The organism is Pseudomonas sp. HS6-2, assembly GCF_049325675.2.
Lineage (GTDB): Bacteria > Pseudomonadota > Gammaproteobacteria > Pseudomonadales > Pseudomonadaceae > Aquipseudomonas > Aquipseudomonas putida_N.
In genome coordinates this window covers 3,357,911-3,383,906 of record NZ_CM143906.1, presented here as the reverse complement: position 1 = coordinate 3,383,906, position 25,996 = coordinate 3,357,911, and the positions used below count along the sequence as shown (strand labels likewise).

General features: G+C 64.0%; 19 protein-coding genes. 12 read left to right on the top strand and 7 right to left on the bottom strand.

Translation table 11 applies throughout. The annotated features are described in order from the left end of the window. The first annotated feature begins 173 nt into the window (after window positions 1-173). The 5 genes from ACOKS3_RS15685 to ACOKS3_RS15665 all read left to right on the top strand — a co-directional run bounded on the left by ACOKS3_RS15685 (window position 174) and on the right by ACOKS3_RS15665 (window position 11,483). Complete coding sequence (locus tag ACOKS3_RS15685) at window positions 174-1,481, top strand: MdtA/MuxA family multidrug efflux RND transporter periplasmic adaptor subunit (RefSeq protein WP_422763677.1); 1,308 nt, start codon at window positions 174-176, stop codon at window positions 1,479-1,481. After that, complete coding sequence (locus ACOKS3_RS15680; protein ID WP_103447507.1) at window positions 1,478-4,576, top strand: MdtB/MuxB family multidrug efflux RND transporter permease subunit; 3,099 nt, start codon at window positions 1,478-1,480, stop codon at window positions 4,574-4,576. The genes ACOKS3_RS15685 and ACOKS3_RS15680 overlap by 4 nt, the downstream gene beginning before the upstream one ends. Further along, on the top strand, window positions 4,573-7,680 hold the full coding sequence (locus ACOKS3_RS15675; RefSeq protein WP_103447506.1) for an efflux RND transporter permease subunit: 3,108 nt from the start codon (window positions 4,573-4,575) through the stop codon (window positions 7,678-7,680). Before ACOKS3_RS15680 ends, ACOKS3_RS15675 begins: the two co-directional genes overlap by 4 nt. Then, window positions 7,677-9,164 carry an efflux transporter outer membrane subunit gene (locus ACOKS3_RS15670; RefSeq protein WP_103447505.1) on the top strand — a complete coding sequence of 496 codons (1,488 nt, stop codon included), beginning with the start codon at window positions 7,677-7,679 and terminating at the stop codon, window positions 9,162-9,164. The genes ACOKS3_RS15675 and ACOKS3_RS15670 overlap by 4 nt, the downstream gene beginning before the upstream one ends. Before the next feature lie 231 nt (window positions 9,165-9,395). Then, entirely contained in the window at window positions 9,396-11,483 is a 2,088-nt protein-coding gene (locus ACOKS3_RS15665; protein WP_422763678.1) for a putative bifunctional diguanylate cyclase/phosphodiesterase, read from the top strand. Here ACOKS3_RS15665 and ACOKS3_RS15660 read toward each other — a convergent pair. Then, window positions 11,480-11,740 carry a DUF1652 domain-containing protein gene (locus tag ACOKS3_RS15660; RefSeq protein ID WP_085678880.1) on the bottom strand — a complete coding sequence of 87 codons (261 nt, stop codon included), beginning with the start codon at window positions 11,738-11,740 and terminating at the stop codon, window positions 11,480-11,482. The genes ACOKS3_RS15665 and ACOKS3_RS15660 overlap by 4 nt on opposite strands. 296 nt (window positions 11,741-12,036) lie before the next feature. Between ACOKS3_RS15660 and ACOKS3_RS15655 the strand changes: the two genes are divergently transcribed. After that, window positions 12,037-13,266, top strand: a complete 1,230-nt coding sequence (locus ACOKS3_RS15655; protein ID WP_422763679.1) for a pyridoxal phosphate-dependent aminotransferase — start codon at window positions 12,037-12,039, stop codon at window positions 13,264-13,266. Here ACOKS3_RS15655 and ACOKS3_RS15650 read toward each other — a convergent pair. Then, the gene (locus ACOKS3_RS15650) at window positions 13,192-13,839 is read right to left on the bottom strand and encodes a DUF1345 domain-containing protein (protein ID WP_422763680.1); all 648 of its coding nucleotides are present in this window, start codon (window positions 13,837-13,839) and stop codon (window positions 13,192-13,194) included. The genes ACOKS3_RS15655 and ACOKS3_RS15650 overlap by 75 nt on opposite strands. 132 nt (window positions 13,840-13,971) lie before the next feature. On the opposite strand from ACOKS3_RS15650, the gene ACOKS3_RS15645 reads away from it, so the two are divergent. Continuing rightward, window positions 13,972-14,886 (top strand): site-specific integrase, encoded by a 915-nt coding sequence (locus ACOKS3_RS15645; protein WP_103447501.1) that lies wholly within the window; start codon window positions 13,972-13,974, stop codon window positions 14,884-14,886. Window positions 14,887-15,165: 279 nt separating this feature from the next. Here ACOKS3_RS15645 and ACOKS3_RS15640 read toward each other — a convergent pair whose 3' ends face one another. Further along, window positions 15,166-16,356: a type II secretion system F family protein gene (locus tag ACOKS3_RS15640; RefSeq protein WP_103447500.1), complete on the bottom strand. Its 1,191-nt coding sequence runs from the start codon at window positions 16,354-16,356 to the stop codon at window positions 15,166-15,168. Between the two features lie 11 nt (window positions 16,357-16,367). Next, a complete protein-coding gene (gene gspG / locus ACOKS3_RS15635) occupies window positions 16,368-16,793 on the bottom strand; it encodes a type II secretion system major pseudopilin GspG (RefSeq protein ID WP_103447499.1) in 426 nt (141 codons plus the stop codon). Between the two features lie 186 nt (window positions 16,794-16,979). Between gspG and ACOKS3_RS15630 the strand changes: the two genes are divergently transcribed. The 4 genes from ACOKS3_RS15630 (at window position 16,980) to ACOKS3_RS15615 (ending at window position 22,332) form a co-directional block, all read left to right on the top strand. Next, on the top strand, window positions 16,980-17,573 hold the full coding sequence (locus tag ACOKS3_RS15630; RefSeq protein ID WP_422763681.1) for a lytic transglycosylase domain-containing protein: 594 nt from the start codon (window positions 16,980-16,982) through the stop codon (window positions 17,571-17,573). Window positions 17,574-17,679: 106 nt separating this feature from the next. Next, on the top strand, window positions 17,680-19,137 hold the full coding sequence (locus ACOKS3_RS15625) for a sensor histidine kinase (RefSeq protein ID WP_103447497.1): 1,458 nt from the start codon (window positions 17,680-17,682) through the stop codon (window positions 19,135-19,137). A gap of 302 nt (window positions 19,138-19,439) precedes the next feature. Then, window positions 19,440-20,930 (top strand): sensor histidine kinase, encoded by a 1,491-nt coding sequence (locus tag ACOKS3_RS15620; protein ID WP_422763682.1) that lies wholly within the window; start codon window positions 19,440-19,442, stop codon window positions 20,928-20,930. Next, the gene (locus ACOKS3_RS15615; RefSeq protein WP_103447495.1) at window positions 20,905-22,332 is read left to right on the top strand and encodes a sigma-54-dependent transcriptional regulator; all 1,428 of its coding nucleotides are present in this window, start codon (window positions 20,905-20,907) and stop codon (window positions 22,330-22,332) included. Before ACOKS3_RS15620 ends, ACOKS3_RS15615 begins: the two co-directional genes overlap by 26 nt. Before the next feature lie 29 nt (window positions 22,333-22,361). Here the strand turns inward: ACOKS3_RS15615 and ACOKS3_RS15610 are convergent, their stop codons facing one another. From ACOKS3_RS15610 to ACOKS3_RS15600, 3 genes are all read right to left on the bottom strand, one after another. Further along, the gene (locus ACOKS3_RS15610; protein WP_422763683.1) at window positions 22,362-22,664 is read right to left on the bottom strand and encodes a hypothetical protein; all 303 of its coding nucleotides are present in this window, start codon (window positions 22,662-22,664) and stop codon (window positions 22,362-22,364) included. Between the two features lie 84 nt (window positions 22,665-22,748). Next, window positions 22,749-24,101 (bottom strand): GntP family permease, encoded by a 1,353-nt coding sequence (locus ACOKS3_RS15605; protein WP_103447493.1) that lies wholly within the window; start codon window positions 24,099-24,101, stop codon window positions 22,749-22,751. Window positions 24,102-24,211: 110 nt separating this feature from the next. Beyond that, on the bottom strand, window positions 24,212-24,751 hold the full coding sequence (locus ACOKS3_RS15600) for a gluconokinase (protein ID WP_103447492.1): 540 nt from the start codon (window positions 24,749-24,751) through the stop codon (window positions 24,212-24,214). Window positions 24,752-24,957: 206 nt separating this feature from the next. Between ACOKS3_RS15600 and gntR the strand changes: the two genes are divergently transcribed. After that, on the top strand, window positions 24,958-25,977 hold the full coding sequence (gene gntR, locus ACOKS3_RS15595; protein ID WP_422763684.1) for an HTH-type transcriptional regulator GntR: 1,020 nt from the start codon (window positions 24,958-24,960) through the stop codon (window positions 25,975-25,977). Window positions 25,978-25,996 lie beyond the last annotated feature (19 nt).

Genomic DNA, 25,996 nt, shown 5'->3' with positions numbered 1-25,996 from the left:
GCAACACCCTGTAACGGCCCGGAACGCTTTCCGGGCCGTTTTCATTTAAAGTTCAACCTTTTGGCAACGTCAGGCAAAGGTAAACCTCTGGTAAAGAGCCTTTGCTATAACGATGCCAGTGCTTATCGTTCATCCTCGCAAGCCACCATTTCCGAACAAGGTTCGTTCAACCCATGCAAGTGTCCAATTCCCGATCCCCTCGTCGCTGGCTCGTCGGCCTGCTGATCCTGCTGCTGGTGGCCTTGCTGGCCTGGTGGCTGTGGCCTGCGGCAACGCCTGACCACAAAGCGGCCGGAGGCGGACGCGGCGGCAAAGGCATGGGGATGGGCATGGGCAGGCCGGGCTTCGGCGGCTCCACCGACCCGGTGCCGGTGCGCGTCGAACCGGTGCGGGTGGGCGACTTCCCGCTCTACTACAAGGCCCTGGGCACGGTCACGGCGACCAACACGGTGAATGTGCGCAGCCGAGTGGCCGGCGAGCTGGTCAAGATCCATTTCAAGGAGGGCCAGCAGGTCAAGGCCGGCGACCTGCTCGCTGAAATCGACCCGCGCCCCTACCGCATCGCCCTGCAGCAGGCCGAAGGCACCCTGGCACAGAACCAGGCACAGCTGAAGAACGCCCAAGTCGACCTGGCGCGTTACAAAGGCCTCTACGCCCAGGACAGCATCGCCAAGCAGACCCTCGACACCGCCGAAGCCCAGGTCGCGCAGTTCCTGGGGCTGGTCAAGACCAACCAGGCTCAGGTCAACGATGCCCGCCTGAACCTCGATTTCACCCAGATCCGCGCCCCCATCAACGGCCGCGTGGGCCTGCGCCAGCTCGACCTGGGCAACCTGGTGGCGGCCAACGACACCACCGCCCTGGTGGTGATCACTCAGACCGAGCCGATCAGTGTCGCCTTCACCCTGCCCGAAACCGAGCTGAACACCGTGCTCGACCGTTACCGCAGGGGCGCCAGCCTGCCGGTCGAGGCCTGGGATCGCACCGACAGCAAACTGCAGGCGACCGGCGTGCTGGGCAGCATCGACAACCAGATCGACACCACCACCGGTACCCTGAAGTTCAAGGGCCGCTTCGAGAACAAGGACCTGGCCCTGTTCCCCAACCAGTTCGTCAACGTGCGCCTGCTGGCCGACACCCTCAAGCAGGTGGTGTTGGCGCCGGCAGCGGCCGTGCAGTTCGGCAACGACGGCACCTTCGCCTATGTGGTCAATGACCAGAGTACGGTCAATATCCGCAAGCTCAAGGTCGGCGCCAGCGATGGCCAGAACAGCGTCATCCTTGATGGCCTCAAGGCCGGCGAACGCCTTGTGCTGGAAGGCACCGACCGCCTGCGTGAAGGCACCAAGGTCGAAGTGGTCGAAGATAGCTCGCAAGTGCCGACCACCCCGGGCCAGCACCTGCAGGGCCAGGACGCCAAGGGTTCGGCGCAGGCCGATGAAGCACCTTCCGGCAAAGCGGCAGGCAAGGCGGGCGCATGAACCTGTCACGCCTGTTCATCCTTCGTCCGGTCGCCACCACGCTGACCATGCTGGCCATCGTCCTGGCTGGCCTGATCGCCTACAAGCTGCTGCCGGTGTCGGCCTTGCCCCAGGTCGACTACCCGACCATCCGGGTCATGACCCTTTACCCGGGCGCCAGCCCGCAGGTCATGACCAGTGCAGTCACCGCCCCGCTGGAACGCCAGTTCGGCCAGATGCCGGGCCTTGAGCAGATGGCGTCGACCAGTTCCGGTGGTGCCTCGGTGCTGACCCTGCGCTTCAGCCTGGACATGAACATGGATGTCGCCGAGCAACAGGTGCAGGCCGCGATCAACGCCGCCAGCAACCTGCTACCCACTGACCTGCCGGCGCCGCCGGTGTACAACAAGGTCAACCCGGCCGACACCCCGGTGCTGACCCTGGCCATCACCAGCAAGACCATGCCGCTGCCCAAACTCAACGACCTGGTCGATACCCGGGTGGCGCAGAAGCTCGCCCAGATCAGTGGCGTGGGCATGGTCAGCATCGCTGGCGGCCAGCGCCAGGCGGTGCGGATCAAGGTCAACGTCGATGCGCTGGCGGCCAACGGCCTCAACCTCGACGACGTGCGCACCCTGATCGGCGCGTCCAACGTCAACCAGCCCAAGGGCAACTTCGACGGCCCGACTCGGGTGTCGATGCTCGACGCCAACGACCAGCTGCGCTCGCCCGAGGAATACGCTAACCTCATCCTTGCCTACAACAATGGCGCGCCGCTGCGCCTGAAGGATGTCGCCGAAATCGTCGACGGCGCCGAGAACGAACGCCTGGCCGCATGGGCCAACCAGAACCAGGCCGTGCTGCTGAACATCCAGCGCCAGCCGGGTGCCAACGTCATCGAGGTGGTCGACCGCATCAAGGAACTGCTGCCATCGATCACCGACAATCTGCCGGCCGGCCTCGATGTCTCGGTGCTCACCGACCGCACCCAGACCATCCGCGCTGCGGTCAAGGACGTGCAGCATGAGCTGCTGATCGCCATCGTGCTGGTGGTGATGGTCACCTTTGTGTTCCTGCGCCGCTTCAGCGCCACGATCATTCCCTCGATCGCCGTACCGCTGTCGCTGATTGGCACCTTTGGCGTGATGTACCTGGCCGGCTTCTCGGTCAACAACCTGACGCTGATGGCCCTGACCATCGCCACCGGTTTCGTGGTCGACGATGCCATCGTCATGCTCGAAAACATCTCGCGCCACATCGAGGAAGGCGAAACGCCGCTGCAGGCAGCGCTGAAGGGCGCCAGGCAGATCGGCTTCACCCTGATCTCGCTGACATTCTCGCTGATCGCCGTGCTGATCCCGCTGCTGTTCATGGCCGACGTGGTCGGCCGCCTGTTCCGCGAATTCGCCATCACCCTGGCGGTGGCCATCCTGATTTCGTTGGTGGTGTCGCTGACCCTGACCCCGATGATGTGCGCGCGCCTGCTCAAGCGCGAGCCCAAGGAGGAAGAGCAGGGCCGCTTCTACCGCGCCAGCGGTGCCTGGATCGACTGGATGATCGAACACTACGGCCGCGGCCTGCAGTGGGTGCTCAAGCACCAGCCGCTGACCCTGCTGGTGGCGGTGGCGACCCTGGCGCTGACCGTGCTGCTGTACATGGTTGTGCCCAAGGGCTTCTTCCCCCAGCAGGATACCGGGGTGATCCAGGGCATTTCCGAAGCGCCGCAGTCGACTTCGTTCGCCGCCATGAGCGAGCGCCAGCAGGCCCTGAGCAAGGTAATCCTGCAGGACCCGGCGGTGCAGAGCCTGTCGTCCTACATCGGTGTCGACGGCGACAACGCCACGCTCAACAGCGGCCGCCTGCTGATCAACCTCAAACCCCACGGCGAGCGTGACGTCACCGCCGGTGAAGTGATCAGCCGGCTGCAGCCGCAACTCGACAAGCTGGTCGGTATCCGCCTGTTCATGCAGCCGGTGCAAGACTTGAGCATCGAGGACCGGGTCAGCCGTACCCAGTACCAGTTCAGCCTGTCGTCGCCCGACGCCGAGCTGCTGGCGCAGTGGAGCGGCAAACTGGTGCAGGCCCTGCAGGAACGCCCGGAGCTGCAGGACGTGGCCAGTGACCTGCAGGACAAGGGCCTGCAGGTGTACCTGGTGATCGACCGTGACATGGCCAGCCGCCTGGGCATCACCGTATCGCAGATCACCAACGCGCTGTACGACGCCTTCGGCCAGCGGCAGATTTCCACCATCTACACCCAGGCCAGCCAGTACCGCGTGGTGTTGCAGGCGCAGGACGCGGCGGTCATCGGCCCGCAGGCGCTGGAGTCGATCCACGTCAAGGCCACCGATGGCGGCCAGGTGCGGCTGTCGGCGCTGGCGCGTATCGAGCAGCGCCAGGCGCAGCTGGCCATTTCGCATATCGGCCAGTTCCCGGCGGTGACGCTGTCGTTCAACCTGGCCCATGGCGCGTCGCTGGGCGAAGCGGTCAAGGCGATCGAACAGGTGCAGCAGGACATCGGCATGCCGCTCGGCGTGCAGACCCGCTTCCAGGGTGCCGCAGAAGCCTTCCAGGCCTCGCTGTCGAGCACCTTGCTGCTGATTCTGGCGGCCGTGGTGACCATGTACATAGTGCTGGGCGTGCTCTATGAGAGCTACATCCACCCGGTGACCATCCTTTCGACCTTGCCATCGGCGGCAGTCGGCGCCTTGCTGGCGTTGATCCTCAGCGGCAATGACCTGGGCATGATCGCCATCATCGGCATCATCCTGCTGATCGGCATCGTCAAGAAAAACGCGATCATGATGATCGACTTTGCCCTGGAGGCCGAGCGCAACCAGGGCATGAGCCCGCGCGATGCAATCTACCAGGCGGCGCTGCTGCGCTTCCGGCCAATCCTGATGACCACCCTGGCCGCGCTGTTTGGCGCCGTACCGCTGATGCTGGCCACCGGTTCCGGTGCCGAGCTGCGGCAGCCGCTGGGCCTGGTGATGGTCGGTGGCCTGCTGGTCAGCCAGGTGCTGACGCTGTTCACCACACCCGTCATCTACCTGTACTTTGACCGCCTGGCCCGCCGCTGGCGCCCGGCCGCTGACGCGCAGCAGGCCGAGGCATGAACCTGTCCGGACCGTTCATCCGCCGGCCAGTGGCGACCATGCTGCTGAGCCTGGCGATCATGCTGCTCGGCGGTGTCAGCTTCGGCCTGCTGCCGGTGGCGCCGTTGCCGCAAATGGACTTCCCGGTGATCGTGGTGTCGGCCAACCTGTCCGGGGCCAGCCCCGAGGTCATGGCCGCCACCGTGGCCACGCCGCTGGAGCGCAAGCTCGGCAGCATCGCCGGCGTCACCACCCTGACCAGCAGCTCGAACCAGGGCTCGACCCGGGTGATCATCGGCTTCGAGATGGGCCGCGACATCGACGGTGCCGCCCGTGAGGTGCAGGCGGCGATCAATGCCACGCGCAACCTGCTGCCCAGCGGCATGCGCAGCATGCCCACCTACAAGAAGATCAACCCGTCGCAGGCGCCGATCATGGTGCTCTCGCTGACCTCCAGTGTGTTGCAGAAGGGCCAGCTGTACGACCTGGCCGACACCATCCTGTCGCAGAGCCTGGCCCAGGTCAGCGGGGTAGGGGAAGTGCAGATCGGCGGCAGCTCGCTGCCGGCGGTGCGCATTGCCGTGGAACCGCAGTTGCTCAACCAGTACAGCCTGTCTCTGGACGAGGTGCGCACGGCGGTGTCGAACGCCAACCAGCGCCGGCCCATGGGCTTTGTCGAGGATGCCGAGCGCAACTGGCAGGTGCGTGCCAACGATCAGCTGGAAACCGCCAAGGACTACGAGCCGATCGTGATCCGCCAGTCGAACGGCACGATCTTGCGCCTGTCTGACGTGGCCACCGTCACCGATGGCGTCGAGAACCGCTACAACAGCGGCTTCTTCAACGACCAGAGCGCCGTGCTACTGGTGGTCAACCGCCAGACCGGCGCCAACATCATCGAAACCGTCGACCAGATCAAGGCACAGCTGCCGGCCCTGCAGTCATTGCTGCCGGCCAGCGTCCAGCTGAACGTGGCCATGGACCGCTCACCGGTGATCAAGGCCACTCTCAAGGAGGCCGAGCACACCCTGCTGATCGCCGTGGTACTGGTGATCCTGGTGGTCTACGTGTTCCTCGGCAGCCTGCGCGCTTCGCTGATTCCCAGCCTCGCGGTACCGGTGTCGCTGGTGGGCACCTTCGCGGTGATGTATCTGTGCGGTTTCTCGTTGAACAACCTGTCGCTGATGGCGCTGATCCTGGCCACCGGCCTGGTGGTGGACGATGCCATCGTGGTGCTGGAGAACATCTCCCGGCACATCGAGGATGGCCAGCCGCCGATGCGCGCGGCGTTCCTCGGCGCCAAGGAAGTCGGCTTCACCTTGCTCTCGATGAACGTCTCGCTGGTGGCCGTGTTCGTCTCGATCCTGTTCATGGGCGGCATCGTGCGCAACCTGTTCCAGGAGTTCTCGATCACCCTGGCGGCGGCGATCATCGTCTCGCTGGTGGTGTCGCTGACCCTCACGCCGATGCTCTGTGCCCGTTGGCTCAAGCCTCACCGCGCCGAACCGACACGCCTGCAACGCTGGAGCGACAAGGCTCACCAGCGCATGGTCGATGTCTACGACCGCAGCCTCGGCTGGGCCCTGCGCCACAAGCGGCTGACCCTGATCAGCCTGCTGGCGACCATCGGCCTGAACATCGCCCTGTACGTGGTGGTGCCCAAGACCCTGATGCCGCAACAGGACACCGGTCAGCTGATGGGCTTTATCCGCGGCGACGACGGCCTGTCGTTCAGCGTGATGCAGCCGAAGATGGAGATCTACCGCCGTGCCTTGCTCGCCGACCCGGCGGTGGAAAGCGTGGCCGGCTTCATCGGTGGCAACAGCGGCACCAACAACGCCATGGTGCTGGTGCGGCTGAAGCCGATCAACGAGCGCAAGCTCGATGCGCAGAAGGTCATCGAACGCCTGCGCAAGGAAATGCCCAAGGTACCGGGTGGGCGGCTGTTCCTGATGGCCGACCAGGATCTGCAGCTGGGCGGCGGTGGCCGTGACCAGACCTCTTCGCAGTATCTGTATACCTTGCAGAGCGGCGACCTGGCGGCCCTGCGCCAGTGGTTCCCCAAGGTGGTCGCGGCCCTGCGCGCATTGCCCGAACTGACTGCCATCGACGCCCGCGACGGCTCCGGTACGCAGCAGGTGACCCTGGTGGTCGACCGTGACCAGGCCAAGCGCCTGGGCATCGACATGGACATGGTCACTGCGGTGCTGAACAACGCCTACAGCCAGCGGCAGATCTCGACCATCTACGACAGCCTGAACCAGTACCAGGTGGTCCTGGAGATCAATCCGAAATACGCCTGGGACCCGAGCACCCTGGAACAGGTGCAGGTGATCACCAGCGACGGTGCGCGGGTGCCGCTGTCGACCATTGCCCACTATGAGAACAGCCTGGCCAATGACCGGGTCAGCCACGAAGGCCAGTTCGCCTCCGAAGACATCGCCTTCGACGTTGCCGAAGGCTACAGCCCCGACCAGGCCATGGCCGCGGTGGAGCGGGAAGTGGCAAAGCTTGGCCTGCCCGAGGAGGTCATCGCCAAGCTCGGCGGCACGGCCAGCGCCTTCGCCAAGACCCAGGAAGGGCAGCCGTTCATGATCCTCGGTGCGCTGGTGCTGGTGTATCTGGTGCTGGGCATTCTCTACGAAAGCTACATCCACCCGCTGACCATTCTGTCGACCTTGCCCTCGGCCGGTGTCGGTGCCTTGCTCGCGCTGTACGCCACGGGCGGCGAGTTCAGCCTGATCTCGCTGCTGGGCCTGTTCCTGCTGATCGGCGTGGTGAAGAAGAACGCCATCCTGATGATCGACTTGGCGCTGCAACTTGAGCGCCACCAGGGCCTGAGCCCGGAAGAGTCGATCCGCCGCGCCTGCCTGCTGCGCTTGCGGCCGATCCTGATGACCACCCTGGCGGCCATCCTCGGCGCCTTGCCGCTGCTGATCAGCCGCGCCGAAGGTGCGGAAATGCGCCAGCCGCTGGGCCTGACCATCATCGGCGGCCTGGTCGTCAGCCAGCTGCTGACCCTTTACACGACGCCGGTGGTGTACCTGTACCTGGACCGCCTGCGTCACCGATTCAACCATTGGCGCGGTATCCGCACCGACGCCGCCCTGGACACACCGCTATGAACTTCGCCCAGACCCGACTTCACCGTGCCTTGCAGCTGCTGACCCGTGGGCGGGGCTCACGCCTGGCCGGTGCCGGGCTGTGCGTGGCCATGCTCAGTGCCTGTACCCTGAGCCCGGACTACCACCGCCCGGAACTGAGCACGCCGGCACAATACAAGCAGGCCGAAGGCTGGACCCAGGCCAACCCGTCCGATGCCATCGCCCGTGGCGCCTGGTGGGAGATCTACGGTGATGCCGGGCTGAACGCGCTGGTCGAGGAGCTCAACCGCAGCAACCAGACCGTCGCGCAATCGGAAGCCCAGTACCGCCAGGCCCAGGCCTTGGTGCGCAGCAGCCGGGCGTCGCTGTTCCCCAGCCTGGACCTGACAGCAACCAAGAACCGCTCGGCACAAGGCACCGGCAGCTCCAGTTCGAGCCTGTCCAACAACAGCAGCGGTATCCGCAACACCTACAACGCGCAGCTCGGTGTCAGCTGGGAAATCGACCTGTGGGGCAAGCTGCGCGAAACCATGAATGCCAACGAAGCCAGTGCCGAAGCCAGCTTCGCCGACCTGGCCGCGATCCGCCTCAGTCAGCAGTCGGAGCTTGTGCAGAACTACCTCCAGCTGCGGGTGATCGACGAGCAGAAGCGCTTGCTCGAAGCGACTGTCGCGACCTACGAGCGGTCACTGCGGATGAACGAGAACCAGTACCGTGCCGGCGTCGCCGGCCCGGACGCAGTGGCCCAGGCGCGTACCCAGCTGAAGTCCACACAGGCTGACCTGATCGACCTGATCTGGCAGCGCGCGCAGTTCGAGAACGCCATCGCCGTACTGCTGGGCAAGGCCCCGGCGGAGTTCTCCCTGGCCGACAGCAAAAGCATTCCGGCACTGCCGCAGATTCCGGTGGCGCTGCCGTCGCAACTGCTCGAACGCCGCCCGGACATCGCCTCTGCCGAGCGCAACGTGATGGCCGCCAACGCCAATATCGGCGTGGCCCGCGCCGCCTACTTCCCGGACTTGAGCCTGAGCATGAGCGGCGGCTATTCCAGCAGCAGCTTCAGCAACTGGATCGAGCTGCCCAACCGCTACTGGTCGGTGGGGCCGCAATTGGCGATGACCTTGTTCGACGCCGGCAAGCGTAGCGCCGAGGTTGATCGCACCAGGGCGGTGTATGACCAGACCGTGGCGCAATACCGTCAGACCGTGCTCGACGGCTTCAAGGAGGTGGAGAACTTCCTGGTGCAGTTGAAGGTGTACGCCGATGAAGCCGTGGTACGCCAGGAAGCGCTGGAAGCGGCACGCGAATCGTTGCGCCTGACCGAGAACCAGTACCGGGCGGGCCTGATCGGTTACCTCGATGTGGTCAACGTGCAGACCACCGCGTTGAGTAACGAACGTAGTGTGTTGACCCTGCTGCAAGGGCGGTTGGTGGCCAGCGTGCAGCTGATTGCCGCGCTGGGTGGCGGCTGGGATGGCGAACAAGCATTTGCCCAACAGGACTAAGCCACATTCATTCTAGGAGCGGCCTTGCCGGGGCGCTCCTACAAAATGCGGGTCAATCGACAAATGGCAATGTGCCTTCATTCAGTAATGAAAGCGCTCTAACTCAAGCATTCCGAAATCTCTTGTCATTCGTTGGATCCATTCCCATTCGCACAAACTCCGTGCGTTTCGCCAAAGCTTGAGTACAATCGCCAGTTTTTCCGGGCCCCCTGTCCCGAGCTGGATTTTCCGATGCTGACCGGTAGTTATTCCTCCGCGCTGGTGCTGATTTCACTTTGCGTAGCCATCCTTGCTTCTTACACCGCCCTTGACCTGACTGGCCGCATCGCCACGGCCAAGGGCCGTGCCATGTATTTGTGGATGGGCGGGGGGGCGCTTGCCATGGGCATCGGCGTGTGGTCGATGCACTTCATAGGCATGCTCGCTTTCAGCTTACCTATCTCCCTGGGCTACGACATCGGCCTGACCGCGCTCTCGCTGGTGATCGCAGTATTGTCTTCCGGCTTCGCCCTGTGGCTGGTAAGCCAGCCAAGCCTGCCCCGGCTGCAGCTGGCCTTTGGCGCCCTGATCATGGGCACTGGTATCGCCTGTATGCATTACACCGGCATGGCAGCACTGCGCATGCTGCCCGGGATCGATTATGACCCGACCTTGTTCGGTGCCTCGCTGGCCATAGCGGTAGGCGCTTCGGCGGCCGCATTGTGGATCGCCTTCCGCCTGCGTCAGCACACCCCCTACGTGCGCCAGATCCGCGGCCTGGCGGCCATGGTGATGGGTGTTGCCATCGTCGGCATGCACTACACCGGCATGGCCGCGGCGAATTTCCCCGAGGGCAGCTACTGTGGCGCGCTGGTGAGCGGCCTGCAGGGCGATGGCCTGGTCTATCTGGTGTTGATCACCACCTTGGCAGTGCTGGCCGTGGCGTTGCTCACGTCGGTGCTGGATGCGCGCCTGGAAGCACGCACGGCAGCACTGGCCCACTCGTTGACCCTGGCCAACCAGGAACTGACCCAGCTGGCTTTGCACGACACCTTGACTGGGCTGCCCAACCGCACGCTGTTGTCCGACCGCATCGAGCAGGCGATTGGCAAGGTGGCGGAGCAGGGTGGCTGCTTTGCGCTGATGTTCATTGACCTGGATGGTTTCAAGCCGGTAAACGACGCCTTTGGCCATCATGTTGGCGACCTGCTGCTCAAGGCCGTGGCGGCTCGCCTGCGCGGCCACCTGCACAGCCAGGACACCTTGGCGCGCATCGGCGGTGACGAGTTCGTGCTGCTGGTGGAACTGCAGGAGCCGGAAGATGCCATGGATGTCGCGGTCAAGCAGGTCAACCTGGTGTCGCGTGCCTTCCGCGTCGCCGAGCATGACCTGCAACTCACAGCCAGCCTGGGCATCGTGATGTACCCCGGCAACGGCCAGGACCAGCTCGAACTGCTGCGCAACGCCGACGCGGCCATGTACCACGCCAAGAGCGCCGGCAAGAACGGTTACAGCTTCTTCGACGTGTCGATGAACAGCAACGCCCGGCAACAGTTGCAACTGCTGCAGGACCTGCGGGCGGCCCTCGAACAGGGTCAGTTCCGCCTGCACTACCAGCCCAAGTTCGACGCCCAGGCTTGCAGGCCGATCGGTGCCGAAGCCTTGCTGCGCTGGGAGCACCCACAGCACGGGCTGATGCTGCCTGACCGTTTCATTGGCCTGGCGGAAAAGACCGGCCTGATCATCCCGATTGGCGAATGGGTGCTGGATGAAGCCTGCGGGCAGATGCGCCAGTGGCTCGAGCAAGGGCACAGCGATTGGCGCATGGCAGTCAACCTGTCGGCCATCCAGTTCTGCCATGCCGGCCTGGTCGACAGTGTTGCCCGCGCCCTGCAGGAGAACGGCCTGCCGGCCAACTGCCTGACCCTGGAGATCACCGAAACTACCGCCATGCACGACGCCGATGCCAGCCTGACCGTGCTGCAGCGGCTTTCCGACATGGGTGTGGACCTGTCTATCGACGACTTCGGCACCGGTTATTCGAGCCTGATGTACCTCAAGCGCCTGCCCGCCAACGAGCTGAAGATCGACCGTGGGTTCGTACGTGACCTGGAACAGGACAGCGATGATGCCGCGATCGTCTCGGCAATCGTCGCCTTGGGCCAGGCACTGGGCCTGCGCATCGTTGCCGAAGGGGTGGAAACCAACCGCCAGCAGGACTTCCTGACCCGCCTGGGCTGTGATTCGCTGCAAGGCTATCTGCTCGGCCAGCCGGTGCCGGCCGAGCAGTTCATGGGCAGGTTGCAGGCGTTGCGCGAAGAAACCGAAGCGGTTGTCTAGCCCGCATCCAGCAGAGTGAAGGGTGGGGCAAAGGCTTCCATCTCGGCCTCCACGGCCTCGATGATGCGTTCGACATCTGCTGCGGCCATGATCGCCGTGCAGGGGATGCCGGCAATGGCCAGCAGGGTCTCGCCCGTGGCCCGGTCGAACAGCCGTGCAACCATGCTGCGCGGTGCATCCATGCTGGCTTCGAAGCCCAGCGGATGGAAGTGCCAGCGCATCACCTGGCAGGCGTTGGGGAACGTCATCTTGTTCAAGCCAGCCTCCTTGTCCTTGCCTGGACGCGGTGATCGACCGCCGTTCGCTCGGCGGCCGGGAACCTAACCATAGCACCTGCCACAACCGCATGTTCGGCCCACGACAAGACAAATGTATGAATGCATGACAGCGTTCACACACCTGCCGTGCACGCCGTCTGGCGGCAAATGGCCGAGCAAACGTTTTCCCTGCACGATGCCCGCATGGTTGCCGATTTGCTCTGCTATTTTTATCCACATTCGGCGCACAGCGTTTTCGGACGAGCGGTGCGAGCTGGGCAGACAGGGAGACAGTCATGCGCTATTCCACGCTCACCCAACGCATCGCCGGCGAAGCCGTTGCGGCGTGGGATATTCATTACCAGGCTCAGGCACTGCGCCGCGAGGGGCGCGAAATCTTCCTGTTGTCGATGGGTGATCCGGACTTCGACACGCCAGCGCCGGTGGTCGATGCGGCGATCGCCAGCCTGCAGCGTGGCGAAACCCATTACAGCGACGTGCACGGCAGCTTGGCGCTGCGTCAGGCGATTGCCCGGCGCACAGGTACGCAGGTTTCGGCTGATCAGGTGATGGTCCTCGCCGGTGCCCAGTGCGCGCTGTACGCGGTTTGCCAATGCCTGTTCGAACGCGGCGACGAGGTGATCGTCGCCGAGCCCATGTATGTGACCTATCAGGGCGTGCTTGGCGCCTGCGAGGCACAGCCCGTGCAGGTACCTGTCAGCCCGGAGCACGGCTTTCGCCTTGACCCGATGGCAGTGGCCCGGGCGATCACCCCGCGTACCCGTGGCCTGCTGCTCAACACCCCGCATAACCCGACCGGAGCCGCCATTTCGCCGCAGGATATGGCGCTGCTGGCTCAACTGTGCCGCGAACATGACCTGTGGCTGGTGTGCGATCAGGTGTATAGCGGTTTGCTGTTCGACGGCGAACCGGCAGACCCACTTAGCCTGCCGGGCATGGCCGAGCGCTGCGTGCTGATCGACAGCGTGTCCAAGTCCCACGCCATGAGCGGATGGCGGGTGGGCTGGGTGGTGGGCCCGCAACCGTTGATTGCGCACCTGGCTACCTTGGCCATGGCGATGCTGTTCGGCCTGCCGGAGTTTGTCATGGCCGCTGTCTGCGTGGCGCTGGAGCAGGACCTGCCGGCCGTGCACGCGATGCGCGAGGCCTATCGGCAGCGTCGCGACCAAGTTTGTGCAGCCCTGGCGGATTGCCCAGGAGTGCTCGCCCATCGACCGGCGGGCGGCATGTTCGTCATGCTCGATATCCGTGCCACCGGGCTCAGCGCCCAGGCCTTCGCCCAGCGCCTGCTGTTGGAGGAGGGCGTATCGCTTTTGCCCGGTGATGCCTTCGGCCCTAGTGCATCGGGGCATGTGCGCATGGGACTGGTGGTCGATGCCGAGCGCCTTGAACATGCCTGCAAGCGCATCGCCGCCTGCGCCAGGCGGGTACTAGCCGAGCAGGCCTGCCGCAATATTGATGGTGAAGCCCAGAATCGCCGTGTTGAACACAAAACCTACCAGTGAATGCGCCAGCACCACCCGGCGCATGCCACGCCCGCCGACGCCGACGTCGGAGGTCTGCACGGCAACGCTGATGGTGAACGAGAAGTAGTGGAAGTCCCAGTAATCCGGGTTGCACTCACCGTCGGGGAAGCGCAGCGCCGGTGCATTGCGCTCGCCGGTGTAGAACAGGCGGGCGTAGTGCAGGCTGAAGATGCAGCCGATCAGCAGCCACGAGCCGGCCACTGTCAGCCCGGTGTACAGGTAGTGCAGGGCCAGCGCACTGCCTTGCAAACCGCGGCTGGAGACCAGTTGCAGGGTCACGGCGGCCAGACTTGCGATGGCGGCGATGCAGACGGTGAACAGGACCAGGCCGGCGTTCTCGTCCTCGATACGGGCGACTTTGCGTACCTTGTCGGGGGTGGCCCTACAGGTCAGCCACAGCACCAACAGCAGATACAGCCAGACGCCCAGGTTCCAGCCGGCGAGGATGCGCTGGACCGTATCGTCGGCAGGGATCAGCCAGGCGCCGAGGAGGCCGACCAGTGCGGCGATGCTAAGGCGCGGGTGAGTACGGGTCAGGCGATGGAAAACCATAGGAGCTCGCTGGCGTTGGCTTGGTCTGAACTCTAGACCACAGATCGCTCCGGACGCCTTGCGTTCGATCAATCGGCGCGGTTTACGGTACCATTGCGCGCCGTTGCTTCGATTCGCTTCAGGATTCACGTTTTGTCCGACCTCTCGCAAAATCCACTGCTGCAATACCTGGCCCGGCTGGCACCTTCCAGCCAGCAGACCATGCGTTACATTCTCCAGGATGCCGCCGACCGGCTCGGCTTCGTCGACTGCAACCTCGTCGACGTGCCGTGGCACCGGCTCGAACCTGGCCATGTGATTGCGCTGGTGGCGGCATTGCGCGCCGATGGCTACGCGCCGAACAGCTCCTCGCTGTATGTCAACGCGGTGCGCGGAGTGATGAACGAGGCGTGGCGCCAAGGCCTGATCGACCATGAGCAGCTGTTGCGTATCCGCGAGGTCAAACCGGCGTCCGGCAGCCGGCTGCCGCCCGGGCGCAACCTGCGGCGCAGCCTGATCCGCGAACTGATGGACGTGTGCGAGGCCGACCCTCGGCCACAGGGCGTGCGCGATGCGGCCATTATCGCCTTGCTCTACGGTACCGGGATGCGCAAGTCGGAGTCGGTGGACATCGACCTCAGCCAGGTCGACTTCGAGGCGCGCAGCCTGCAGGTCACGGGCAAGGGCAACCGTCAGCTGATCAAGTACGCCCCGGCCTGGGCGTTCGAGAAGCTGCAGGTCTGGCTGGACTTGCGGCGGGAGGCGTTGCCTGAAGGGGCGTCCGACGACCCGTTCCTGTTCAACCGCATCCGCCGGGGCAACCACATCACCCGTGCCCGCATCACCAAGCATGCGATCTACTACATCGCCCGCCAGCGCGGTGCCCAGGTGGGGGTGAAGATCATGCCCCACGATTTTCGCCGGGCGTTCATCACCCGGGTGATCGAAGAGCATGACCTGTCGATCGCGCAGAAGCTGGCACATCATGCCAACATCCAGACCACCGCCGGTTATGATCGGCGCGATGACAACGAGCGGCGGCGTGCGGTGGATCGGTTCGACTACTGATTCGTCTTAAGCCTTGTAGCGCCTATGAGATCGAGCGCCGCCCGCGCGGCGCATCGCGAGCTGTGCTCGCTCCTACGTTTGTTTTTGGCCAGTAACGCCTGTGACAGGCGCGCGCGGCCGCCTTGTCTGTACGACGCGATATCGCGCCAGGCGCCAAGGCGTTCACGCGCAAATCCCCCAGGAATAACTGGCCCGAAACAAACGTAGGAGCGAGCGCAGCTCGCGATGCGCCGCGCGGGCGGCGCTCGATCTCCATAGGCGCTGCAAAACCCCCGACGATCAATGAATACTCGAAGCCAGGTCGAAGATCGGCATGTACATCAGGATCACGATGACCCCGATCAGCAGCCCGATGAAGGTCATCAGCAGCGGCTCGAACAGTTTCACGAACCACTCCACCCAGCGGCCGATTTCTTGATCATGGAAATCCGCGCAGCGTTCCAGCATTTCCCCCAGGTTCCCCGATTGTTCCCCCGCCCGCAGCAGCCGCAGCGACACGGGCGTGACCAACTGCCCGGCTTCCAGCGCATCCGATAACGGCAGCCCTTCACCGACACGCCGGCTGGCCTGTTCAAGGCCTTGCGCCGAAGCGCTGCCGAGCAGCCCGTGGGCCATGCCCATGGCGGTGAGAATCGGGATGCCGCCCTGCAGCAGGATACCCAGCGAGCGGTAGAAACGCGCCAGTTCATACATCACCAGGCGCTGATGCAGGGCCGGCAATCGCCGCAGTTGCCGTGATGCACAGCGCCGTACCAACGGGTTGCGGCGCATTACCACCAGCGTACCGATGCCGCCCGCAACGGCCAGTCCCAGCGGCAGTTGCTGGGCATGCAGGAACAGGCCGATGTCCATCAGTACCCGGGACATCCAGGGCAGCTCGCTGCCCATGCCCTCGAACACCAGGCTGAAGCGCGGCACCACATAGCCGAGCAGGAACAGCACCACGCCGCCGCCTACCAGCAACAGCAGCAACGGGTAGACCGAAGCACCCACCAGTTTCTGTCGGACCAGATCCAGGCGCTGGCGATAACCGATGTAGCGGGCCAGGGCATCGCCCAGCGCGCCGGTGCGCTCGCTGGACTGCACCAGCGCTACGTACAGCGGCGGGAAGACCCGTGGCTGCTGCGCCAAAGACTGGGACAGCGAGTGGCCTTCATAGAGCTGGCGCACCAGTTCGGTCAGGACTTTGCGTGAGGCGCCGATGGGGGATTTTTCCGCCAGGCTTTCCAGGGCATCGATCAGCGGCAGGCCGGCGTGCAGCAGGGTGGTCAGTTCCTGGCTGAACAGCACCAGGTCGAATGTCGCCGCGCGGCGCCAGACCAGGCCGCCCAGGGCTTTGCCCTTACCGCGCACGCTGACCACCCGCAGCCCCTGGTTCTCGGCCTGGCGACGCGCGTGCTCGGCATCCTCGGCGTCGATCTGCAGCTGTACGATACCCTGTCTGCCGAGGGCCTTGAGGCTATAGCGCATGTGAGTTCTCCTCATTGCCAGCTGGTGATTTCGGCGTTCTCGCCATCGCCGCCGGGCTGGCCGTCCTTGCCCATCGACAGCAGGTCGTACTCACCGCCGTTTTCACCCGGCTGACGGTAGATGTAAGCGCGGCCCCATGGGTCCTGCGGCACGGCCTTCTGCAGGTAGGGCCCCGACCAGTGAGACTCGCCGCTGGGGGCGGCGACCAGCGCCTGCAGGCCCTGTTCGCTGGTGGGGTAATGGCCCACCTCCAGACGGTACAGGTCCAGGGCCTTGCCCAGGCCTTCGATCTGCGCCTTCGCCACCTTGGCTTCCGAGCGACCGAGCTGGCTGAAGTACTTGGGCGCGACGATACCGGCCAACAAACCGAGCACCACCAGGACCACCAGGAGTTCAAGCAGGGTGAAGCCACGTTGGGGGTTGGATCTGCGCTGCATGGTGAAGCCCTCCGCTGCATGGGGACACGCTTTTTCAAGCCACATGCAACAGCCGTGCACGTCTGCCCCGGGGCCTTGCACCATGCGCCATGGCAAGCGGCACAGTGCTTGCGTCGTAGCAGAAAAGCCCGGGTTTTCCGGGGCATTTCCCCCATATCGGGGGGGCACGGCGGGGAGGCGACCGACATGCGCGTGGTGATCCTGGTAGTGACCTGGCTGGTGGCGGCAAGCGCCCAGGCCGACATGTACATTTCCATCGATGCCAAGGGTGGTTATGTACTGAGCAACGTCCACCGGCCAGGACGCCATTACGAACGGGTGATCAGCGAGCCACTTGCCCAGGCTGGCCCGGCCGGTGCCCAGTTGATCACCGGGCGGCCCTATGCCGAACTGGTGGCGGCGGCGGCCCGCGACTACGATGTGCCGCTGGCGCTGCTGCATGCGCTGATCAAGGCCGAATCAGGCTACAACCCGAAGGCTCGCTCGGCGGCAGGGGCGGTGGGGCTGATGCAACTGATGCCGGACACGGCCAAGGAGATGGGCGTGGAAGACATCCTTGACCCCGAAGACAACGTGCAGGGCGGGGCGCGCTACCTGAAACGCATGCTGACCCTGTTCGACAATGATATCACCCGGGCCGTGGCGGCCTACAACGCGGGCCCCGATGCCGTGCGGCGGCGCGGCGCGGTACCGCCGTTCGCCGAAACCCGTCGCTACGTGCCAAACGTGTTGCGCGAATACCGCAAGCTGCAGGGGTTGGCCGATGACTCGCCCCTCTGAACGGGCCTTGCGTCGCGAAAGTGGCGCAACTCGTCCCCAATCAATGCCATGGTTACCCAACTCTGGGCTATAACCTTTCAACAGGTGCCCTGCAGTGGAGTCCGTCATGGACATCGCCCCCCGTTCCGAAGCACCCGAGGCGCCTGCGGGCAGCGACGCCGCTACCCCGCGCAGGCCGTTCAACCTGCTGCGCTGGTACGCCTGGGTGAGCCTGGCGATCATCCTCTCGGTTGCCGCAGGGCTGGGGCTGATTTCCAGTCGCTTCATCATCGATGAGAGCATCGAGCGCGACGCCTTGCTCACCGCGCAGTTCATCACCTCGATCGCCGACGCCGAAGTACGCCATGTGTCGATCCCCAATGTGCGCACCATGGGCGAACTGCTCGACCCGCGCACCGACCGTGTGGCCATGCCTGACGTCGACCCGCAAGCGCGGCGCACGGCCCGTGGTGAGTTTCTTGACCACATCGCCCACCTGCCGGACATACTGCTGGCCAACATCTATGCCCCGGACCGCACGGTGATCTGGTCGACCAACCCGGCCCTGACGGGCAAGTTGATCAATGCCGATGATGACCTGGAACGGGCCTTCGAACACAAGATGCGGGTGTCGGCAAGCTATCACGATTTCGAACAGGCACGCACCGAACAGAAGTTCGTGACCCCGCCGGAGCAACTGTTCATCGAAAACTACATCCCTTTGTTCGATGCTGACGGCGATAGCGTCACGGCAATGGTGGAAATCTACAAGGAGCCCCACGACCTGATCGTGCGCATCGAGCACGGGCTGATTCTGATCTGGCTGGCCATCACCGTGGGGGCTGCGCTGGTCTACATCGGCCTGTACGGCATCATGCGCCGCGCCGCGCGGGTGATGGCGGTGCAACAGAAACGGCTGATCAACAGCGAGACTTATGTGGCCCTCGGCGAAGTGTCTTCTGCGGTCGCCCACAGCCTGCGCAACCCGCTGGCCAGCATCCGCTCCAGCGCCGAACTGGCCCAGGCCTTCGATGACGGCCCGGCACAACGTAACATCAATGAGATCATCAGCCAGGTCGACCGCATGTCGCAGTGGATTCGCCAGTTGCTGCAATCCTTGCGGCCGCTGAATGACGAAGCGGTACCGGTCGACCTGCCAAAGGTCCTGCAGGAGAGCTTGCAGAGTTTCGCCGTGCCGCTTGCCCGCAGCGGGGTAACCCTGGACCTGCGACCGTTATCGTCGGTGCAGGTGCTCAGCCATCCGGCGCTGCTCGGGCAGATCTTCAACAGCCTGATCGTTAATGCCTTGGAGGCGATGGAGCAGGGCGGGCAGTTGCGTATCGAGGTGGTCAAGCGTGACCGGCGCAGCCTGACCTTACGCCTGGCCGATACCGGCAAAGGCATGAACGAAAAGCAGCAGCGCTTGGCGTTCAGGCCATTTTTCAGCACCAAGCCAGGTGGGCTGGGTGTGGGGCTGGTACTGGTCAAACGCATCATGGAACGCTTTGGCGGTTCAGTCCGGCTGAGCAGCAGCCAAGGCCATGGCACGCGGGTCTCGCTGTGTTTCCGGCTGGTGCGGTCATGACCACTAAAAACACATTACGATATAAGTAGCTGATATATATGAAATTGTTAATTTTTGGGTAAAGAGTACCCAAATGTGGGGAATCAACCTCGAACTGAAACCATGAATAATCTGTAACTAATTGATTTATTTGGATATGACGATTGGTTAACGGGCGTGGCGGAGTTCTTGCAGGTACTCGCAGCAGGTAACGCGCGACAAAGGCGGCAGAAGCTGCCCTGGTGGATTGACATCATTTTGCTACTGTCGGTAGCAATAAGGTGATCACATTCTGAACGGACTCCCTGCAAGGGAACGACGCGATGCAGATGCTGGATGAAGATGTGCCCGTGAAGCCCGCCGCACTGCCCAGCAGCAGCCTTGCCGTGCCGCTTCGCGAGTTCAACCTGCTGCGCTGGTTCTCGGTGATCAGCCTGCTGATCATCACCGCAGTGGCTGGCGGCTTGGGTTACGTGTCGACCCGCTTCGTGGTCCGCGACAGCGTCCAGCGCGATGCCATGCTCACCGCCCAGTTCATCCAGTCCCTGGCCCTTGCCGAAGTGCGTCATTCGCAATTGCCGCCCGGCACCACCATGGGTGAACTGCTCAACCCGCGCCTGGATCAACAGCACCTGCAGGTCAGCCCGGCCCTGGCCGAGTCGACCCGGGTCGAGTTTCTCGATCATGTCGAGCACTTGCCCGATATCTTGCTGGCCAACGCCTATGCCCGTGACCGTACCATCGTCTGGTCCACCAACCCCGAGCTGATCGGCAAGCGCATCGAAGCCGACGGGGACCTGGACCGCGCCTTCCGCTCGCGCAAGGCGGTATCGGCCAGCTACCACAAGGCCGAGGACGATCGGGAAGAGCAGAAATTCCAGCGCGAGCCCAAGTATCTGTTCATCGAGAACTACATCCCCTTGTTCGACAGCCAGGGCGAGCAGGTCATGGCCATGATCGAGATCTACAAGGAGCCGCAGGACCTGGTGCGGCGCATCCAGCGTGGTTACGTGCTGATCTGGGCCTCGACCCTGGTGGGGGGCGCGCTGATCTACTTCGGCCTGTTCTGGATCGTGCGCCGCGCCGCGTACATGCTGCAGCAGCAACAGGACCGGCTGGTGGCCAGCGAAACCTATGTGGCATTGGGCGAGATGTCTTCGGCCGTGGCCCATAGCTTGCGCAACCCGCTGGCCAACATCCGCTCCAGCGCCGAGCTGGCCGAGGAAATCGCCAGCCCGCTGGCGCAGAAGAACATCAATGACATCATCACCCAGGTCGACCGCATGTCGCGTTGGGTGCGTGAGCTGCTGGTGTCGCTGCGCCCGGCCAGCGATACCGCCGAGGCGGTGGACCTGGTGGCGGCCATCGAAGATACCCACCAGGCCTTTGCCCAGCAGATCGAGCGCAACGGCGTACGCTTCAGCTTCGAGGGGCCGCAGGCACAGTGGGTGGCCAGCCAGCCCCTGCAATTGACGCAGATTCTCAACAGCCTGTTTTCCAATGCCCTGGAAGCCATGCCCAAGGGTGGCGTCCTGCATGCGCAGGTGAGCGTGCAGGATGGCCAGCGCGCGCAGCTACTGCTCAGCGACACCGGCAAGGGCATGAGCCAACAGCAGGAAAGAATGGTGTTCAAGCCATTCTTCACGACCAAGCAGGGCGGCCTCGGTGTGGGCCTGGCCCTGGTCAAGCGGATCATGGAACGGTTTGGCGGCTCGGTCAGTCTGAGCAGCCGTGAAGAGGAAGGAACCCGCGTCAGCCTCACTTTCAATATCGCAGCGGGAGGGGACCATGGAGCACAGCATCCTGGTAGTTGAGGATGACGAAATCCTCGGCGACAACATTCGCACCTACCTCAGCCTCAAGGGCTTCGAGGTGACGCTCTGCCACAGTGCCGAGCTGGCGCTGGAACAGATAAAACGGGTCCAGCCCGATGCGGTACTGACCGACAACTCGCTGCCGGGCATGAGCGGGCACGACCTGCTGCGTACCCTGGTGAAGCAGGCGCCGGACTTGAAAGTGATCATGATGACCGGTTACGGCAATGTCGAAGACGCCGTGCAGGCCATGAAGGAGGGCGCGTTCCACTACCTGACCAAACCGGTGGTGCTGGCCGAGCTCAAGCTGACCCTGGAAAAGGCCCTTGCGGCCGAGCGCATGGAGCGCACCCTGTCGTTTTACCAGGAGCGCGAGGCGCAGAAGTCCGGGTTGCAGGCGCTGATCGGCGAATCGCCGGCGATGCTCACCCTCAAGCACACGTTGCATCAGGTGCTCGACGCCGAGCGGCGCATGGCCAGTGACGACCTGCCACCGGTGTTGGTCGAAGGCGAGACCGGCACCGGCAAGGAGCTGGTTGCCCGCGCACTGCATTTCGACGGCTCGCGCAGCAAGGGGCCGTTCATCGAATTCAACTGTGCCTCGATCCCCGCCAATCTGCTGGAGGCCGAGCTGTTCGGTCATGAGAAGGGTGCGTTTACCGACGCCAAGGAGCGTCGTGTGGGCTTGGTGGAGGCGGCCGACGGCGGCACGTTGTTCCTCGACGAGATCGGCGAGATGGACCTGGTATTGCAGGCCAAGCTGCTCAAGTTGCTGGAAGACCGCAGCATCCGCCGCATCGGTGCGGTCAAGGAGCGCAAGGTCGACCTGCGGGTGATCAGCGCCACCAACTGCAACCTCGAGCAGATGGTGCAGCAGGGCAAGTTCCGCCGCGACCTGTTCTTCCGCCTGCGCATCATCGCCCTGAAAGTGCCGCGGCTGTATGCCCGGGGCCAGGATGTGCTGTTGCTGGCCCGGCATTTCCTGGCGCACCACGGGCGCCGCTATGGCAAGCCGAACCTGCGTTTCAGCGCCGAGGCCGAGGCCTTGATGTTGAGCTACAGCTGGCCGGGCAATGTGCGCGAATTGCGTAACATGCTGGAGCAAACCGTTCTGCTCGCGCCCAATGAAGTGGTGCAGGCGCACCAACTGAACCTGTGCACGACCCTGATCGACGAGCCGCTGGTGCCACAGCCGACGGCGACCGTGTATGAGTTGCCTCGGCATGAGCCGGAGCCTGGCACCAGCCTACCGGACATGGAGCGCGACCTGGTGTGCAAGACCCTGGATCGTACCGACTGGAATGTCACCAAGTCGGCGCGGATGCTGGGCCTGTCTCGGGACATGCTGCGTTATCGTATCGAGAAGCTGGGGCTTACCCGGCCCGACAAGCGCCAGTGGTAAGGCCGGGGGCGCATGGCGCCCCTGGGGTTCTATTGTTGGCGACCTCCTGAATTGTTCCCGCCTTCTCGGCCAGTGCCTTCCGAGCCGCTGCCATCCATCCCCGGCAGGTCGCGGTTGTCATCCTGCTTGGCCGGTGGGCTTTCTGGGTCATTGCCCTGAATGCGCGGATCGGTATCCCGGGGCATGGGCTTCTCGATGGGGTTCAAGGTGCTGTCGACACCCGGCTGCGGCGCCGGGTTGTGCGGGTCATCGGGGTAGGTGGGCCCGGTGCCGACCGCCAGGGCCAGCGGCGAGGTGAGCAGGGCAAGCAGCAGCAAGGTTGAACGGGGCATGGCAGGCTCCTTTGCGTAGGGTAGGGCTCATACCTGTGTTGGGCCCTACCCGCGATGCTCAGGTGCCATCACCCCGATCAGCGGTCACACTACCGTCGACAGCGCCATGATGAAGATGATGCCTACGATCGACAGGATCGTCTCCATCATGCTCCAGGTCTTGAAGGTTTCGGCCACGGTCATGTTGAAGTACTGCTTCACCAGCCAGAAGCCGGCGTCGTTGACGTGGGACAGGATCAGCGAGCCGGCGCCGGTGGCCAGCACCAGCAGTTCGCGGTTGACCCCTGGCACCAGGTCGATCACCGGGGCGACGATGCCGGCACCGGTAATGGTCGCCACGGTCGCCGAACCTGTGGCGATGCGGATCACCGCCGCCACCAGCCAGGCCAGCATGATGGGCGAAATTTCCGCCTGCACGGCCATCTGCCCGATCACGTTGCCCACGCCGGTATCCACCAGCATCTGCTTGAAGCCGCCACCGGCACCGACGATCAGCACGATGGCCGCAGTCGGCGCCAGGCTCTGGTCGAGCATCTTCATGATCTGCTGGCGGCTGAAGCCACGGGCCGAACCGAAGGTATAGAAGGCCAGCAACAGGGCAGCGAGCAGGGCGGTGATCGGGTGGCCGATCAGGTCCATCCACTGGCGGATGATGTGCTCGGCCGGCAGTACCACATCGGCGAACGTCTTGAGCAGCATCAACGCCACGGGCAGCAGCACGGTGACCAGGGTGATGGTGAAGCTTGGCAGGTTGCTCTGGTCCGATTCCTTGGCAATCTGGTCCATCAGCTCCTGCGACGGGTTGCCGGGGATATAGCGGGAAATGAAGTTACCGAACAGCGGGCCGGCGATGATCGCCGTGGGCAGTGCGACCAGCAGGCCATAGAAGATGGTCTTGCCGATGTCGGCGTGAAAGATGCCGATCGCCAGCAGCGGCCCCGGGTGTGGCGGGACCAGGCCATGTACCACTGAAAGGCCGGCCAGCAGCGGGATGCCGATCTTGACCAGCGACACGCCCGAGCGCCGGGCGACGATGAACACCAGCGGAATCAGCAGCACGAAGCCGATCTCGAAGAACAGCGGAATGCCGACCAGGAAGGCGGCGAACATCATCGCCCAGTGCACGTTCTTCTTGCCGAAGGCGCGGATCAGGGTTTGCGCGATCTGGTCGGCGCCGCCGGAGTCGGCCATCAGCTTGCCGAGCATCGTGCCCAGGGCAAGGACGATACCGACGAAGCCGAGTACGCCACCGAAACCGTCCTGGAACGATTTCATCACCTTGGCCACCGGCATGCCGGAGGTCAGGCCGAGGAAACCGGCGGCCAGGGTCAGGGCGACGAAGGGGTGGACCTTGAAATGGGTGATCAGCAGGATCAGCCCGACGATGGTGACCAGCGCGTCGAGCAGCAGGTAGGTATCTGTAGCCAGTCCGAACATGGTTTTGATGCCTCGGTCTTATCGTTGTTTTGGGCGTAGCATTTATTGAACTTTCGCCGCCTTCAGGCGTCGAGACAGCGCTATCTTTGGTGGGCCGGAAAACCGCCGGTTCAGGCAGTCCGCGCCAGGTTCCGCTCACCGCAGGGCTTTAGCCAGGTGTCGACCGTTTCGGCGAGCACCGCAATCGGTTGAGTGGCGTCCAGCGGCAGGGTCAGGGGTTCGCCCCGGGGGGACTCAAGGGCCGCGAACTGGCTGTCGATCAGGCTGGCCGGCATGAAATGGCCGGGGCGGGCGAGCACGCGTTTTTCCGCTTCTGCGGGGGTGAGTTCGAGGAACACGAATACCAGCTCCGGCATCGCTTCGCGCAGGGTATCGCGGTAGCGGCGCTTGAGCGCGGAGCAGGTGAGGATCGGCCGTTCGCCGGCTTTCACCGTCGCTTGCAGCTCCTGGCCCAGGCGCACCAGCCAACCGGCGCGGTCATCGTCGTCCAGCGGGATGCCGGCACTCATCTTGCGGATGTTTTCGGCAGGGTGGAATGCGTCGCCTTCGATCAGGCGACCGCCGCTTCGCTTGGCAATGGCATCACCGACGCAGCTTTTGCCGCAGCCGGCCACACCCATCACCACGATGGCGGACAGGGGAGAATTCATCAGTACCTCCTGCGGGGTGAGATAGCGCTGTCTCGTCGCTGACGAAACGCCACCTCCCCGGTGTTATTGATCTTGTCCTTACGCAGTATGGACGCTTGGCAGCGTGCTGCAGTGGCCACTACCAAAGATTACATTGCCTGCGTCCTGAGACAGCGCTACCTTAGTGGCCGTTCCCCATTCCTGCAAGTAGTAAAATTACAACATCCATGTCCCGTACAGGCTCTCGCACCACAGGTCGTCCCACGCTGGCTGAAGTCGCCAGGCTTTCCGGGGTTTCCCCGATCACCGCTTCGCGAGCGTTGCGCGGGGTCAGCACGGTTGCGCCGGAGCTGGTGGAAAAGGTCATGGCCGCTGCCGCGTCTCTGGGCTACGTCGCCAATCCTGCGGCTCGGGCGTTGGCGTCGGCGCGCAGCCAATCGGTGGTGGTGCTGATTCCGTCGCTGTCCAACCAGCTGTTCATCGACACCCTGGAGGCCATCCACGAGGTGATGCGCCCGCGTGGGCTGGAAGTGCTGATTGGCAACTATCACTACGACCTCGACGAAGAAGAGAACCTGATCCGCAATTACCTGGCCTACCAGCCTTGTGGCATGCTGCTCACCGGCTTCGACCGCAGTGACGCGGCGCGGCAGATGCTGGTCGCCAGCGGCGTACCGTGCGTACACATGATGGAGCTGGGCGGTGAGGCTGGCGCGTTGTCGGTGGGCTTTTCCCAGCAGCAGGCCGGGCGGGCCGCGGCAACGCACCTGATCGAGCGTGGCAGGCGGCGCCTGGCATTCATTGCGGCGCAGCTCGACCCACGGGTGATGCAGCGCGCCGAAGGCTTCCGCCAGGCCCTTGCCGACGCCGGCATGCAGGCCACCGAACTGGAGATCCTGGCGCCACAACCGTCGTCCATTGCCCTGGGCAGCGAACTGTTCAGCCAGCTTCTGGAGCAGGCGCCTGATGTGGATGGCATCTTCTTCTGTAACGACGACCTTGCCCAGGGCGCGGTGTTGCAGGCGTTGCGTCAAGGCATCGAGGTGCCGAGCCAGGTGGCCATGGTCGGCTTCAACGACCTGCCCGCTTCGGCGCACATGGTGCCGCGCCTGACCTCCATTCGCACCCCACGGGCGGCCGTTGGTCGGGGCGCAGCCCAGGCGCTGCTGGCGCTGCTCGATGGCAAGCGGGTAGCGACCGAGCAGCAGGATCTAGGCTTTGAACTGATGGTGCGCGAAAGCTCATGAGGTTTTTAAGGAACCGTCG

Excerpts from the sequence above, each read along its gene's own strand:
- ACOKS3_RS15605 (WP_103447493.1), bottom strand. The coding sequence starts at position 24,101 with ATGTTCGGACTGGCTACAGATACCTACCTGCTGCTCGACGCGCTGGTC.
- ACOKS3_RS15620 (WP_422763682.1), top strand. The coding sequence starts at position 19,440 with ATGCAGATGCTGGATGAAGATGTGCCCGTGAAGCCCGCCGCACTGCCC.
- ACOKS3_RS15625 (WP_103447497.1), top strand. The coding sequence starts at position 17,680 with ATGGACATCGCCCCCCGTTCCGAAGCACCCGAGGCGCCTGCGGGCAGC.
- ACOKS3_RS15680 (WP_103447507.1), top strand. The coding sequence starts at position 1,478 with ATGAACCTGTCACGCCTGTTCATCCTTCGTCCGGTCGCCACCACGCTG.
- ACOKS3_RS15640 (WP_103447500.1), bottom strand. The coding sequence starts at position 16,356 with ATGCGCTATAGCCTCAAGGCCCTCGGCAGACAGGGTATCGTACAGCTG.
- gspG (WP_103447499.1), bottom strand. The coding sequence starts at position 16,793 with ATGCAGCGCAGATCCAACCCCCAACGTGGCTTCACCCTGCTTGAACTC.
- ACOKS3_RS15655 (WP_422763679.1), top strand. The coding sequence starts at position 12,037 with ATGCGCTATTCCACGCTCACCCAACGCATCGCCGGCGAAGCCGTTGCG.
- gntR (WP_422763684.1), top strand. The coding sequence starts at position 24,958 with ATGTCCCGTACAGGCTCTCGCACCACAGGTCGTCCCACGCTGGCTGAA.
- ACOKS3_RS15685 (WP_422763677.1), top strand. The coding sequence starts at position 174 with ATGCAAGTGTCCAATTCCCGATCCCCTCGTCGCTGGCTCGTCGGCCTG.
- ACOKS3_RS15665 (WP_422763678.1), top strand. The coding sequence starts at position 9,396 with ATGCTGACCGGTAGTTATTCCTCCGCGCTGGTGCTGATTTCACTTTGC.
- ACOKS3_RS15650 (WP_422763680.1), bottom strand. The coding sequence starts at position 13,839 with ATGGTTTTCCATCGCCTGACCCGTACTCACCCGCGCCTTAGCATCGCC.
- ACOKS3_RS15630 (WP_422763681.1), top strand. The coding sequence starts at position 16,980 with ATGCGCGTGGTGATCCTGGTAGTGACCTGGCTGGTGGCGGCAAGCGCC.
- ACOKS3_RS15600 (WP_103447492.1), bottom strand. The coding sequence starts at position 24,751 with ATGAATTCTCCCCTGTCCGCCATCGTGGTGATGGGTGTGGCCGGCTGC.
- ACOKS3_RS15670 (WP_103447505.1), top strand. The coding sequence starts at position 7,677 with ATGAACTTCGCCCAGACCCGACTTCACCGTGCCTTGCAGCTGCTGACC.
- ACOKS3_RS15675 (WP_103447506.1), top strand. The coding sequence starts at position 4,573 with ATGAACCTGTCCGGACCGTTCATCCGCCGGCCAGTGGCGACCATGCTG.
- ACOKS3_RS15615 (WP_103447495.1), top strand. The coding sequence starts at position 20,905 with ATGGAGCACAGCATCCTGGTAGTTGAGGATGACGAAATCCTCGGCGAC.
- ACOKS3_RS15610 (WP_422763683.1), bottom strand. The coding sequence starts at position 22,664 with ATGCCCCGTTCAACCTTGCTGCTGCTTGCCCTGCTCACCTCGCCGCTG.